Source organism: Pseudarthrobacter quantipunctorum, from assembly GCF_045291495.1.
Lineage (GTDB): Bacteria > Actinomycetota > Actinomycetes > Actinomycetales > Micrococcaceae > Arthrobacter > Arthrobacter quantipunctorum.
Genome location: NZ_CP148033.1, coordinates 1360047 through 1373615 on the forward strand (window position 1 = coordinate 1360047; position 13569 = coordinate 1373615).

Genomic DNA, 13569 nt, shown 5'->3' on the forward strand with positions numbered 1-13569 from the left:
AGAGAGGACTGATGTGCCGGCAACGCTGAGCCTGGACCAGGCACGGCGGATCGCTTTGGCAGCTCAGGGACTCGATAAAGGACGGCCCGCCGGCCCCGTGACATCACGGACGGTGGGCCGCACCTTTGCCCGGATCCAGCTCGTCCAGATCGATTCCGTCAATGTTGTAGCCCGGAGCCACTTCCTTCCGTTCTTTTCCCGGCTCGGCAATTACGACCGCACGATCCTCCAGCGGATGTCCGCCGTTCATCCGCGGCGCATGGTGGAGTACTGGGCACACGAAGCCAGCTACATCCGGCCGGAACACTATGCGGACCTCCTTTTGTGGCAGAAGCGGTCCTGGGTGGGTGCGTCCCGCATGGACCCCGGACTACGTGCCGACATCTCCGGGCGTATCCTCGACACCCTCGCCCGTTCCCGCCCCCTGACCGCTGCCGAGCTGACCACCCGGATAGGGCACGTTGAGGAAACGCAGACGGCGAACTGGGGCTGGAACTGGAATGCCGTGAAGAGGGTCCTGGAGCACCTTTTTGAGGAGGGCCTGGTGTCAGCTGCATCGCGGACGGAGCAGTTCGAGCGCAGGTACACGCTGGCTTCCAAAGTGTTGCCGCAGCTTCCCATCCAGGGAACAGGCGCCGATGCGGCCGCCGAGGCGATGCACCGCCTGATCGACGCCGCCGCGCAGGCCCACGGCATCGGAACCGTACGCTGCTTCGCGGACTACTTCCGCACGCCTGTCAAAGCGGCTGCGGCCGCCGTCGGACATCTTGTGGAGCGGGGAAGGCTGGAGCCGGTCACCGTGGCCGGCTGGGACCGTGCCGTCTTCCGCCACGTCGACGCGAAAATGCCGCGACGGGCCACAGGCCGTGCGCTGCTGAGCCCCTTCGATTCACTGGTCTTCGAACGCCGGCGGCTCGAGGAACTGTTCGGCTTTCACTACAGGATCGAAATCTACACACCTGAGCACAAAAGACGCTTCGGCTACTACGTCCTGCCGTTCCTCCTCCGGGAAAACATCGTGGCGCGGGTGGACCTCAAGGCTGACCGGAAAGAAGGGAAGCTGCTGGTGAGGTCTTCCTTCGCGGAACCCGGCGCCCCGCCGGACACCGCCGCCGAACTTGCTGCGGAGCTTTGGCTCATGGCTGGCTGGCTGGGCCTGCCTGATGTGGAGGTTTTCCCCGCTGGCGACCTTGCAGCCAGCCTCGCCCACGCTGTAGTCATTGGAGCGGACTCCGCTCTGAGGGAACAAGCGGGCACCTCGGCGGTGTCTCTCCCGTAGACTAAAAACGCCAGAATTCGGCGGCAAAGACTGGGAGCATCTTCACGTGGCATCACTTATAGAAAAACTTCTCCGCACCGGTGACAAAAAAACCCTCCGGCAACTGCGGAACTATGCCGACTCCATCAATGCCCTGGAAGATTCGTTCAAGACTTTCACGGACGCCGAACTCCGGGAGGAAACCGACCGGCTGAGGGAGCGGCACCAGGACGGAGAGAAGCTGGATGACCTGCTTCCGGAAGCGTTTGCCGCCGTCCGGGAAGCTTCCTCGCGTACCCTGGGGATGCGCCACTTCGATGTCCAGATGATGGGCGGCGCCGCCTTGCACCTGGGCAACATTGCAGAAATGAAGACCGGTGAAGGCAAGACCCTGGTGGCGACCGCTCCCGCCTACCTGAACGCGCTCACCGGCAAGGGCGTCCACGTGATCACCGTGAACGACTACCTCGCTGAATACCAGTCGGACCTGATGGGACGTGTCTACCGTTTCCTCGGCCTGAGCAGCGGTTGTATCCTTTCCAACCAGGATCCCACCGTCCGGCGCCAGCAGTACGCGGCTGACATTACATACGGCACGAACAACGAGTTCGGGTTCGACTACCTCCGCGACAACATGGCCTGGGACAAGAACGAGCTGGTCCAGCGCGGGCACCACTTCGCCATCGTTGACGAAGTGGACTCCATCCTCATTGACGAGGCCCGCACGCCGCTCATCATCTCCGGCCCGGCGCAGGGGGACACCAACCGGTGGTACAGCGAATTCGCCAAGGTGGTCCTCCGGCTCCAGCCTGACAAGGACTACGAGGTCGACGAGAAAAAGCGCACCGTCGGCGTGCTGGAGAGCGGCATCGAGAAGGTGGAGGACTACCTCGGTATCCAGAACCTGTACGAGTCCGCCAACACACCCCTCATCGGATTCCTCAACAACGCCATCAAGGCCAAGGAACTTTTCAAGCGGGACAAGGACTACGTCATCCTGGACGGGGAAGTCCTGATTGTCGATGAGCACACCGGCCGCATCCTTGCCGGCCGCCGCTACAACGAGGGCATGCACCAGGCGATCGAGGCCAAGGAAGGCGTCGAGATCAAGGCCGAGAACCAGACCCTGGCCACAGTGACGCTGCAGAACTACTTCCGCATGTACCAGAAGCTCTCAGGCATGACCGGTACTGCCGAAACCGAGGCAGCGGAATTCATGAGCACCTACAAGCTGGGCGTGGTGGCCATTCCCACCAACCGCGACATGCAGCGCATCGACCAGCCGGACCTGGTCTTCAAGAACGAAACGGTAAAGTTCGACGCCGTAGTCCGGGACATTGCCGAACGGCATGAAAAGGGCCAGCCGGTCCTGGTGGGCACCACAAGCGTGGAGAAAAGCGAATATCTTTCCCGGCTCCTTGCCAAGGAAGGCATCCGGCACGAGGTCCTCAACGCGAAGAACCATGCACGCGAGGCTGCCATCGTCGCCCAGGCCGGGCGCAAGGGCGCCGTCACAGTGGCAACCAACATGGCCGGCCGCGGTACGGACATCATGCTTGGCGGCAACGCTGAATTCACCGCCGTGGCCGAGCTGGCAAAGCGCGGGCTGGATCCGGAGGAGAACTCCGAGGAGTACGAGTCCGCCTGGCCGGCAGCGCTCGAAGCTGCCAAGCAGTCGGTCAAGGACGAGCACGAGGAAGTCCTGAACCTCGGCGGACTCTACGTCCTTGGAACAGAGCGCCACGAATCGCGCCGCATCGACAATCAGCTCCGCGGACGCTCCGGCCGTCAGGGTGACCCTGGCGAGTCCCGCTTCTACCTGTCGCTGACCGATGACCTCATGCGGCTCTTCAATTCGGGCGCTGCGGAACGGCTCATGAACAGCTCCGTGCCGGACGACGTCGCACTGGAATCGAAGCTCGTGTCCCGCGCCATCGCCTCCGCGCAGGGCCAGGTTGAGGGCCGCAACGCCGAACAGCGCAAGAACGTCCTGAAATACGACGACGTCCTCAACCGCCAGCGTGAGGCAATCTACAGTGACCGGCGGCGGATCCTCGAAGGCGACGACCTGCACGAGAAGGTCCAGTTCTTCGTCGAAGACACCGTCACTGCCCTCATTGACGCTGCAACGGCAGAAGGCAACGGCGACGACTGGGACTTCAACCAGCTCTGGACCAACCTCAAGACCCTGTATCCCGTGAGCGTCACCCCGGAAGAGATCATCGAGGAAGCCGGCGGCAAGTCCAGGCTGACGGTGGAATTCCTGAAGGAGGAACTGCTGTCCGACGCGCGGCTGGTGTACCAGGCGCGGGAGGAGGCCCTTGGTTCCGAGAGCATGCGCGAACTTGAGCGCCGCGTGGTGCTCTCGGTCATTGGCCGAAAGTGGCAGGAACACCTCTATGAGATGGACTACCTCAAGGAAGGAATCGGCCTGCGCGCCATGGCCCAGCGTGACCCGCTGGTGGAATACCAGCGTGAAGGCTTCATTCTCTTCCAGGGCATGATGGAAGCCATCCGGGAAGAAAGCGTCGGATTCCTGTTCAACCTCGAAGTTGAGGTCACCCCCGCACAGGACGTCGTGGTCGCGGACGACGCCGGCGAGCACACCGAGCACGTGCAGCCGCAGGTCCACGCTGCCGGGCTTGAAGCGCCGGAGAAACCAGCCCAGCTGCAGTACACCGCCCCCAGCGAAAGCGGTGGAACGCAGACCCGTGTGGAGACACGCTCCTCGGGCAGGTCAGGCAACCCGGCCAAGGCGGCAGCACAGGATGCGGCCAAACGTCCGGCGAAGAAGAAGCGCCGCTGACGGAGGATTGAGCTGCGGCCACGCTGGGGCTCATGTTGTTTTGGCAGGGCCGGGAACAGTGTTCCCGGCCCTGCCGTGTTCCGTCCCCTTCAGCCGATGACAAGTTCCGTCACCCGCCACACCTGTTTGCTCCGTTCAAGCCGGACGGCCACGGCACGTGCGCGCACGTCGTCCACCACAACCGCGCTGGCTTCGTAGATGCCGTCGGAGATTTCGCAGACACGGACGGAGCGGACCGCGGAATTTCGGTGGAGCCGGGCGAGCGCCGGATTGCCGGTCCTGGTGATTTCCCGCCTGATCAGGGCAGCGCGGTGCTGCAGTGCGGCAAGGCAGCGGGGGTCAAGGCGCCTGGCGAGCTGATGGATCGGCCTGATTCCGGCAAGGACTTCCATTGCCGCCTGGACTGTGCTGCGGGTGATTGCGCGGACTTCCGCCATGGGATCCACAGGACGCAGAGGTGCCGAGGTTCCGTCGCGTAAAGGCACTACGGGGGCTGTTGCAGCCGGCCCATGGGGTGGCTGGGCGGGTTCTGCTGCTCCGGGAGCAGTCCTCTCCCGAACGGCGTGTAATGGTTTTGCTGCAGTCATCGGTCTTCCCCTTACGTTGTTTGACTGATCGGGCCGGGCTATTTCCGTCCGGCCAGCGGTGGCTGAAGAATTTGCCCCGGGAGCAATGCATCAGGATCCTGGCCGATGACGCCCCGGTTGGCCTCGTACCAGCGGGGCCATTGAAGTGCGATGTCCAGATCGGAAACGCCGGGTCCCAAATGGCGGGCCGCTATGTCCCAGAGCGTGTCTCCGGCCTGGACGGTGACACCTTCGTCCGGCAGGCCGCCTTCTCCTGCAGCGGCACGGGTGGCCGGAGCTGCGAGCATTCCAGGATCTGTGACGGGTGGGGCAGGCCGCCAGCCGGGGTTGAAGGTAGATGGAGGAGCGGCCTCTACTGCTCCAGCTGGCTCCCGCGAAGGGACCTGTTGAGGTGCACTGGACGGCTCCGGTACGGTGGCCGCCGTCCCGGCGCTGGCCTGCGGGGTCTGGTCCTTCACCGGGTCTGTCGCGGCTGCCCCCGTTTCCCCTTTAGCGGGCTTCTCGTTGGCGGGGATGGCGGGAGCCGAGGAGAACTGTCCTTGCGTGGGAGCCCATTCCGGCCCCGGAACGGTGACTGCGGCATGCGCTACGGGCCCGGCCAGAAGGTGGACTGACAGTGCGCCCAGAACCAGTCTCTGCATGAACGCCGGTGAAAGTCTTCGGGTCGCTGCCGCGGCGCGGGTACGGCCGGTCCGGTCCAGGAGGGCGGTCACGGCAGCACATACCAGCGACAAGATCCACCAGGCCACAAGGCCTGCCCCGGCGGCGGCTGCCCCCACACCCAGAAGTTCATCGACGCGGGTCTCCTGGTGCCGCCCAAAGGCGTCCTTCAGCTCACCCACAAGGCCCAGACCGATAAGGCAAAGAGCCAGTCCCAGGAGCAGCAGAGCAAGCGCTGTCAGGATGTCACCCGACTGTCGGGAGGCTCCGGACCGAGGGGCGGTAATTGCTTTTGATGCGGTTTGATGCATTTTGATGTGCATAGACACAGTTTGCGGGCGACTGTCACGATTTGTCCAGACACTGGAGAGATGTTTCTTCCGATTGACCGTGTCTCGCGCAGGGCCCTACGCTGACGGAATGCGCTGGGATGCCCTTTTCGATGACATGGAAAGCCAATTCGCTGAATCAGAGCGGCTGGCGATTGACTCTGAGATCAATGAACGCGCCAGGGCTGAGATGGTGTCCACAGAACTTGCGGATCGGCTGCGGGCGGCGGTTGGCTGCCGGATTGCGGCCCATCTCGACTGTGGGGATGTTGTCCGGGGCGCGTTGAGCCATGCGGGCGCGGATGCCTTGCTGGTGGACGAGGAGCAGCATCAGGTTCTCATGCCATACACGGCCGTCATGTGGTACGAAGGGCTGGGCCGCGCAGCCGTGGCAGAGCCGTCACGGGTGCGCAAGGGTCTTGGACTTGCCCACTCCCTGCGGGGCCTGGCAAGGGACCGCGCGGAACTGTCAGTGACGGTGAAGGGGTGTGGTTCCGGCCCTGTCAGGCTGGTTGGAGTCATCGACAGGGTGGGCAAGGATCATCTGGACCTGGCCGTCTTCACTCCCGGGGAGGTGCGACGCAGCAACCAGGTCAAGCAGGTGGCAGTCATCCCCTTCGCGGCGTTGGGAGCCATCAGGTCCCGAAGGTCCGCAGAATTCTAGCGGCCTGGCCCCCCGGGGGTGACCAGCGCGGATTTCAGACGGATTTGGCCTTCGACTCCTGGATCATCCGGCTGGCCTCGGCGTAACGCTCCTCGATGTACTGCTCCAGCATCTTCTCTTCCACGCGCCACTGCCCCCGGCCGCCAACCTGGATGGCTTTCAGTTCTCCGCTGCGGACCAGTGCGTAAGCGGCCGGAGAATTGATCTGGAGCTGTTCGGCAACATCTGCGAGCGTGAGGAACCTGGGCATAGTTCCATTTTGCCATCGAATGGCTTCAAGTGCTGCTGTTATCCACAGATTGGCCTTGTTGGCAGATATGACTTCTGTTCCGGCGCCCCGGCGGTAACAATGAGGGTGATACGGCGAGCAGGGCCGGCTTATAGGGGGAGAAGAATCAATGGTGCCTGAAGTATCTGCCACAGCGGCACGGCTGAAGCGGCCATCCTGGAAGGATCCCCGGCTCCTGGTGGGTATCCTCCTGGTCCTGGTCTCGGTGGCGGGAGTCGTTTTCCTTGTCGGCAGCGCGGACCGGACAACAGAAGTGTTCGCGGCGCGGGATGGTATCGCTGTAGGGGAGAGGCTGACCCAGGACAACGTGGTCCGTGCGAGGGTGCGCCTGGGGGATACCGAGAGCCAGTACATCACGGCAGAGTCCGGGCTCCCTGAAGGCGTCGTGGCACTTCAGCGCATTGGAGAGAACCAGCTGGTTCCTCGGGCCAGCCTTGGCGCGGCGGACGAACTTGACCGAAAGCCGGTGGCTATCACCATTGAGGAGACGCTCCCGGCACAGGTCGTAGCCGGAGCCAGGGTGGACGTCTGGGTTGGGCAGCCGGATGCACGCAATGGGTTCAGTGAGCCGAAGCTCCTTCTTCCCGGCGCTGAGATCGCCGAGGTGGCGGCCGGCTCCACGGCGTTGGGGTCATCGAAGAAAACCGTCCTGATGGTGCTGGTGGAGGACAGCCACATGCCTGCCTTGCTGGGAGCCCAAGCCAACGGAGCAAAGATCTCGGTGGTCTGGAACCCGGGTGGCGGCACCAAATGAGCATTCCCGTGGTCACCGTCGGCCAGAGCCGGGAGGATCTGGTCGGTGGGTTGGAGCGGCTGCACGGGCCGGTAACGGTGGTCCGGAGGTGTGCGGAACTTCCCGAACTCCTCGCCGCATGCCAAAGCGGACTGGCGCGGGCCGCCGTCGTGGCGGAAGGGTCCGAAGGGCTGACCTCCTCGCTGGTGGACCGGCTTTCAGCGGTGGGGGTGGCTATTGTTGCCCTGACAGACAACGCTGATGAAGCTGCCAGGCTCCGGACGATAGGGGTAGCGTCGGCCCTGACCGGGGTGGAGTCCGCTGCATTGTCGGACAGGATTGCCGAAGCTGTGTCCCAATTGTCGGGAGCGGGACTGCGCGCTTCCGCCCGGAGCAGCCCGGCTGATCCCGGCGACGCGCTGAAGCCGGTGCCTGCGGAGCCGCCTCCAGGCACGGACGATCCTGGGCCGGGCAAGATCATTGCCGTCTGGGGACCGGCTGGAGCGCCGGGCCGGACCACCTTGGCTGCAAACATTGCCGGCGAGCTGGCGGCGGATGGCAAAGGAGTAATTCTTGTCGACGCTGACAGCTACGGCGCCAGCATCGCTGCCGTGCTCGGGCTCCTCGACGAGTCCGCTGGCCTGGCGCAAGCTTGCCGGCTCGCAGACCAGGGACTGCTGGACAGCGGAGCCCTTGAAAAGATCGCAGCGCCTGTCGCAATGAAGTCCGGTACCTTCAGGGTGCTCACGGGCATAACCCGCGCAGACCGCTGGACGGAGCTCCGCGCCTCAGCCCTCGCGCTCGTCCTCGGCCGGGCGCGGGAAATAGCTGAGGTTGTGGTGGTGGATGCCGGGTTCTGCCTTGAAGCGGATGAGGAGCTCAGCTTCGACACAATGGCGCCGCGGCGGAATGCGGCAACGCTGCGGTCCCTCGAACTGGCCGACACGGTTTTCGCAGTCGGCGCCGCCGATCCTGTGGGGGTTCCAAGGCTGGTGCGCGGCCTTGCCGAGCTCGACGAGGCCGTGCCCGGCGTCTCGCCCGTTGTCGTTATGAATAAGGTGCGTGCTTCGGCCGTGGGCAGGGGGCCCGAACGCCAGTTGAGGGATGCGTGGGAACGGTATGGGCCGGCATCCGACCTGAAGGGGTTCCTGCCCCACGATGGTGCCGCGGCCGATGCCGCACTCCTGGGAGGCTCGCTGCTGCTTGAAGCGGCACCAGACTCTCCTCTTCGCCACGCCATCCGGGAACTGGTTTGTGCACCCGCCCAGCAAAAGCGGAGATCCTCTGTCTTTTCTTCTACAGCAAGCCGCCAGGGGAAGGACTAGGCTCGCCATAAGACCTGCAATGGTGCAGCAAATATTTCGTGATGGAGGCGTTTGTCGATGTCGTCTGGATCCAGCGTGGAGGATCAGCCCCTTTCCATAGAAGGCGATGAGAGTTTCATCGGGGACTACTACCAGCACCTAGCCGAAGAGGACGCCAGGGCCTACCATCGGGACGTGCTCGTGGCGCGGGCGGGCTATCACCGCAAGGTTGCTTCGGTCCGGCAGCGCGGACAGGCGAACATCGCCGTCATGGACGAGGAAGACAGCAGCGTCGTCTTCGTAGTCACGGATGACATGCCGTTCCTGGTCGACTCCGTGAATGCCGAACTTGTCCGGCAGCATGCCGCCATCAAGCTGGTAATCCACCCGCTTTTTGTAGCGGCACGCAACCGGGAGAGCGGCCAGCTGACCAAGGTCAGCAGGGTCCCCGCCCACCTCGGTATATCCAGCGGCGACACGGCTGCCATGCCCAGCCTTTCGCACCTGATTGCCCAGGGCGGGGATGCCTCGCACATGGAGTCCTGGATTGCCGTTGAGATCAACCGTGTGTCCAAGGAAGCAAAGGCTGCCCTCCTCGAGGGCCTTGAACGTGTCCTTAAGGATGTCCGCGCCGCCGTTGAGGACTGGCCGAAGATGCGCCATAAGGCCATCCAGATCGCCGAAAGCCTGGACCAGATCGCCCATCCTGCACAAATCGCAGAACTGCGGCAAGCGAAAGACTTGCTGCGCTGGCTTGACGATGGAAACTTCACCTTCCTTGGTTACCGGGAATACGACCTGGTCAATGTCGACGGTGAAGACGTCCTGGAGCTGCGCGATAACAGCGGCCTTGGCCTGTTGCGGGATTCCGAGGACTCGCCCCACATCCAGCACCTGACAGACACCGGCCGGAAAAAAGCCCGTGAAAAGCGTGCACTGGTCATCACCAAGGCGAACTCCAGGTCGACCGTCCACCGTTCGGCGTACCTGGACTACATCGGGGTCAAGAGCTTTGATGCCGAGGGCAACGTCAATGGGGAGCGCCGCTTCATTGGACTTTTTGCCACCAGTGCCTATACCGGCTCCGTCCGGGACATCCCCATCGTGCGGGAGAAGGTGGACGCGGTGCTCAAGAGCGCAGGCTTTCCGCCGGACTCCCATTCCGGCAAGGACCTGCTGGGAATCCTGGAGACGTACCCGCGGGACGAGCTGTTCCAAATCGAGATCCAGGACCTGGCCGCAACGGCTCTTGGGATTCAGAAGCTGCAGGAGCGCCGCCGCACCAGGCTTTTCCTCCGGCCGGACATCTATGGCAGGTTCATGTCCGCCGTGGTGTACCTCCCCAGGGACAGGTACACCACCAACGTCCGGCTCCGTATCGAGCAGGAGCTCCGCGAAACGTTCCAGGCTGTTTCCATCGACTACGAAGCCCGCATGACGGAGTCGGCGCTGGCGCGGCTGTTCTTCCGCATCAGGCTGCCCAAGAATGCGGACTTCAGTGGCGTGAATACCGTGGAGCTCGAGAAGCGCCTTGTCCGTGCCGCCCGGTCCTGGAGCGAGGGCATCGCGGAGGTGTTGCGCGAGAAGGGTGACGTTGCGGGGGCAAAGGAGCTTGCCGCCATCTGGTCCGAGGCCTTCCCGGCCAGCTACCGCGTGGACTACGAAGTCGAGGACGCCCTCGAAGACATTGCGCGCTTCGAGAAATACGGCGCGGCCGCGGAACGGTCTGAAGGCGCCGTGCAGGAGCGGCCCGGCGTGCACGTTTACCTCCCGGAAGGAGCGGGCGCGACGCTGGAGGAAGACGCCCGCGTCAAGCTCTACATGCTGGAACCCAAGAGCCTCAGCCAGATTCTGCCCTACTTCCACAACCTTGGCCTGGAAGTCCTGGACGAGCGGCCCTTTGAAATTGAAACCGCGGACAGCCGCGACTTCTTCCTGTACGACCTCGGCCTGAAGTACCCGGCCAAGGTGGATCCACTCTCAACCGGGCAGTTGCTGGCCGATTCCTTCGGCGCGGCAGTTACCGGCGCAGCCGAATCGGACAGCTTCGACCGCCTGGTCCTGAGGGAGGGCCTGCAATGGCGGCAGGTCACCGTGCTGCGGGCCTACGCGCGGTACATGCGCCAGATGGGCAACACCAATTCCTTCGGGTTCATGGCAGATACCCTGCTGGCTAACCCGCATGTAACCAAGGGGCTCAATGCGCTGTTCGCGGCGCGCTTCGATCCGTCCCTTTCCGAAGACGAGCGGGCCGAGGCGCAGGCTTCCGTCCGCAAGGATCTTGAAGTGTCCATCGAGAAGGTGGCAACGCTCGACGCCGACAGGGTCCTGCGCACGTTCGTCAACCTGATCGAGGCGACGCTCCGGACGAACTACTACCAGAACAGAACCCACCTGAGCTTCAAGCTCGATCCATCACAGATCGAGGGACTGCCCTTCCCACGTCCCATGTTCGAGATCTGGGTCTACTCGCCGCGGGTTGAGGGCGTCCACCTCCGCTTCGGCAAGGTGGCCCGCGGCGGGCTGCGCTGGTCCGACCGCCGCGAGGATTTCCGGACCGAGATCCTCGGACTGGTGAAGGCACAGACTGTCAAGAACGCGGTCATCGTGCCGACGGGCGCCAAAGGCGGGTTCTTCGCCAAGCAGCTGCCGGACCCCACCGCCGACCGCGCTGCCTGGATGGCGGAAGGAATCGAAAGCTACAAGACCTTTATCAGGGGCCTGCTGGACATCACCGACAACCTCATTACTGAGGGTGACAACGAAAGGCTTGTGCCGCCGTCGGACGTTGTCCGGCACGACGACGCCGATTCGTACCTCGTGGTGGCCGCCGACAAGGGCACGGCGACCTTCTCGGACATCGCCAACGGACTGGCCGAGGAGTACGGATTCTGGCTGGGCGACGCGTTCGCGTCCGGCGGCTCCGTGGGGTACGACCACAAAGCCATGGGCATCACCGCCCGCGGCGCCTGGGAGTCGGTGAAGCGCCACTTCAGCGAGCTCGACCTTGATACCCAAACCCAGCCGTTCACCGTGGTCGGCGTGGGCGACATGTCCGGAGACGTGTTCGGCAACGGCATGCTGCTGTCCCGCCATATCCGCCTTCTCGCTGCCTTCGACCACCGGCACATCTTCCTCGATCCCAACCCCGACGAGGAATCCTCGTTCGTGGAACGGCAGCGGTTGTTCGAGCTGCCGCGGTCCTCCTGGGACGACTACAACAAGTCCCTAATCAGTGAGGGCGGCGGCGTCTTTGCCCGGCAGGCCAAATCAATCCCGGTGTCAGCCCAGGTTCGTGCTGCACTAGGGCTGCCGGCTGAGACAACCGAGCTCAGCCCGCCCGAACTCCTCCGCGCCATCCTCCTGGCCCCGGCGGACCTGCTGTACAACGGCGGCATCGGTACGTACGTCAAGGCGAGCACCGAAACCAACGCCATGGTCGGGGACAAGGCGAACGACGCAATCCGCGTCGACGGCCGGGACCTGCGCGTCAAGGTGGTGGGCGAAGGCGGAAACCTCGGCATGACACAGCGCGGCCGCATTGAAGCAGCGCTGCAGGGCGTCATCCTCAACACCGACGCCATTGACAACTCTGCCGGCGTTGACTGCTCCGACCATGAAGTCAACATCAAGATTTTCGTGGACCGGATGGTTGCGGCTGGAAAGCTGTCGCCGGAAGAGCGTGCTGGCTTCCTGGCATCAATGACCGATGAAGTGGGCCGGCTGGTGCTCGAAGACAACATCGACCAGAACATCCTGCTCCTCAATGACCGGACCAGGGTTGCCGAGTGGAGCCCCAGCTACGAACGCCTGATGGACTGGCTGGAGAAGAAGACCGACCTGAAGAGGGATCTCGAAGCGCTTCCCACAACGGAGGCCCTGCACGAGAGGCTGCAGCAGGGGCAGGGACTGACGTCTCCGGAGCTCTCCGTTCTGGCCGCCTACGCAAAGATCGAGCTGGCGACGGCTCTGAGGGAAAGCGACCTGGCCGACGACCCCTGGTTCAGGCAGACGCTGCGCGCCTATTTCCCGGCCCAGCTGCGCGAGCGCTTTGACGCCGAACTGGACACCCATCCGCTCCGCCGCGAAATCATCGCCACGGTGGTCGCCAACGACATGATCAACCTCGGCGGGATCACGTTCGCCTTCCGGGTCATGGAGGAAACCTCCGCCAGTGAAGTGGCCGTGGCCAAGGCGTTTGTTGCGCTGAGGGAGGTCTACGATCTGGACACCATGGTGGGGGAACTGAACAGCCTCCCGGCGTCCTTCCCCACAGAGCATTGGAGCACCGTGCACCTGGACATCAGGCGGTTGCTGGACCGGGCAGTCCGCTGGCTCCTGGGACAGGGAACGCTGTCGCGGCCCATCGCAGACGTGGTCTCCGAGTTCAAACCCGTAATGGAGCCAATGCGGGGGCGCCTGCTGGAATACCTGCGCGGTGATGACCGGGAACGCGTGGCCAGTTGGCTGGAGAACGCACGCGAGTGGGAGCTGCCGGAAGGTCTTGCCCTGCGTTGGGCAGAACTTTTCGAAAGCTTTGTGCTGCTCGACATCGCCAAGATTGCCCACGTGCGCAAGGACCCGGTCGAGGAGATCGCGGCCGTGTACTACACCGTCTTCAACCGGTTCCACGCCGATTCACTGCTGGAGCGGATCAGCAGCCTCCCCCGGCAGGACAGGTGGCAGGCGCTGGCAAGGGCGGCTTTGCGGGATGACCTGTACTCCACCATTTCGGACATGACGACGGCGGTGCTGGACGCCACTGCCGCCGCTGACTCGCCGGAGGCGCGGCTGAAGGACTGGGAGGCGCGGAATGCCGAGCAGCTCACCAGGGCCAAGAGCATGTTCGACGAGGTGAATTCGCTGGAGGCCGACGATATGGCTTCACTGTCGGTAGCATTGAGGCTCTTGAGGTCAATCGTCCGACGCTAGCAAATCC

General features: G+C 63.7%; 9 protein-coding genes. 6 read left to right on the forward strand and 3 right to left on the reverse strand.

Annotation, left to right across the window (positions count from 1 at the left end):
* Positions 1–13 precede the first annotated feature (13 nt).
* Together WHH00_RS06255 and secA are read left to right on the forward strand one after the other, a co-directional pair.
* A complete protein-coding gene (locus WHH00_RS06255) occupies positions 14–1279 on the forward strand; it encodes a winged helix-turn-helix domain-containing protein (protein WP_406637401.1) in 1266 nt (421 codons plus the stop codon).
* A 46-nt stretch (positions 1280–1325) separates the two neighbouring features.
* Complete coding sequence (gene secA, locus WHH00_RS06260; protein ID WP_406637403.1) at positions 1326–4064, forward strand: preprotein translocase subunit SecA; 2739 nt, start codon at positions 1326–1328, stop codon at positions 4062–4064.
* Positions 4065–4153: 89 nt separating this feature from the next.
* On the opposite strand, the gene WHH00_RS06265 is transcribed toward secA, so the two are convergent.
* Both WHH00_RS06265 and WHH00_RS06270 read right to left on the reverse strand, forming a co-directional pair.
* Positions 4154–4501: an Rv3235 family protein gene (locus WHH00_RS06265; protein WP_406637405.1), complete on the reverse strand. Its 348-nt coding sequence runs from the start codon at positions 4499–4501 to the stop codon at positions 4154–4156.
* A 188-nt stretch (positions 4502–4689) separates the two neighbouring features.
* Positions 4690–5622 (reverse strand): LysM peptidoglycan-binding domain-containing protein, encoded by a 933-nt coding sequence (locus WHH00_RS06270; RefSeq protein WP_406637407.1) that lies wholly within the window; start codon positions 5620–5622, stop codon positions 4690–4692.
* Positions 5623–5731: 109 nt separating this feature from the next.
* On the opposite strand from WHH00_RS06270, the gene WHH00_RS06275 reads away from it, so the two are divergent.
* Positions 5732–6304 (forward strand): hypothetical protein, encoded by a 573-nt coding sequence (locus WHH00_RS06275; RefSeq protein ID WP_406637409.1) that lies wholly within the window; start codon positions 5732–5734, stop codon positions 6302–6304.
* Between the two features lie 34 nt (positions 6305–6338).
* Here WHH00_RS06275 and WHH00_RS06280 read toward each other — a convergent pair whose 3' ends face one another.
* A complete protein-coding gene (locus WHH00_RS06280; RefSeq protein ID WP_231455677.1) occupies positions 6339–6554 on the reverse strand; it encodes a helix-turn-helix domain-containing protein in 216 nt (71 codons plus the stop codon).
* A gap of 148 nt (positions 6555–6702) precedes the next feature.
* Between WHH00_RS06280 and WHH00_RS06285 the strand changes: the two genes are divergently transcribed.
* The 3 genes from WHH00_RS06285 to WHH00_RS06295 are packed head-to-tail and all read left to right on the forward strand — an operon-like array spanning position 6703 to position 13562.
* Entirely contained in the window at positions 6703–7347 is a 645-nt protein-coding gene (locus tag WHH00_RS06285) for a hypothetical protein (protein WP_406637411.1), read from the forward strand.
* The gene (locus tag WHH00_RS06290; RefSeq protein ID WP_406637412.1) at positions 7344–8651 is read left to right on the forward strand and encodes a CpaE family protein; all 1308 of its coding nucleotides are present in this window, start codon (positions 7344–7346) and stop codon (positions 8649–8651) included. The genes WHH00_RS06285 and WHH00_RS06290 overlap by 4 nt, the downstream gene beginning before the upstream one ends.
* A 57-nt stretch (positions 8652–8708) precedes the next feature.
* On the forward strand, positions 8709–13562 hold the full coding sequence (locus WHH00_RS06295; protein ID WP_406637414.1) for an NAD-glutamate dehydrogenase: 4854 nt from the start codon (positions 8709–8711) through the stop codon (positions 13560–13562).
* The last annotated feature ends 7 nt before the right edge of the window (positions 13563–13569 follow it).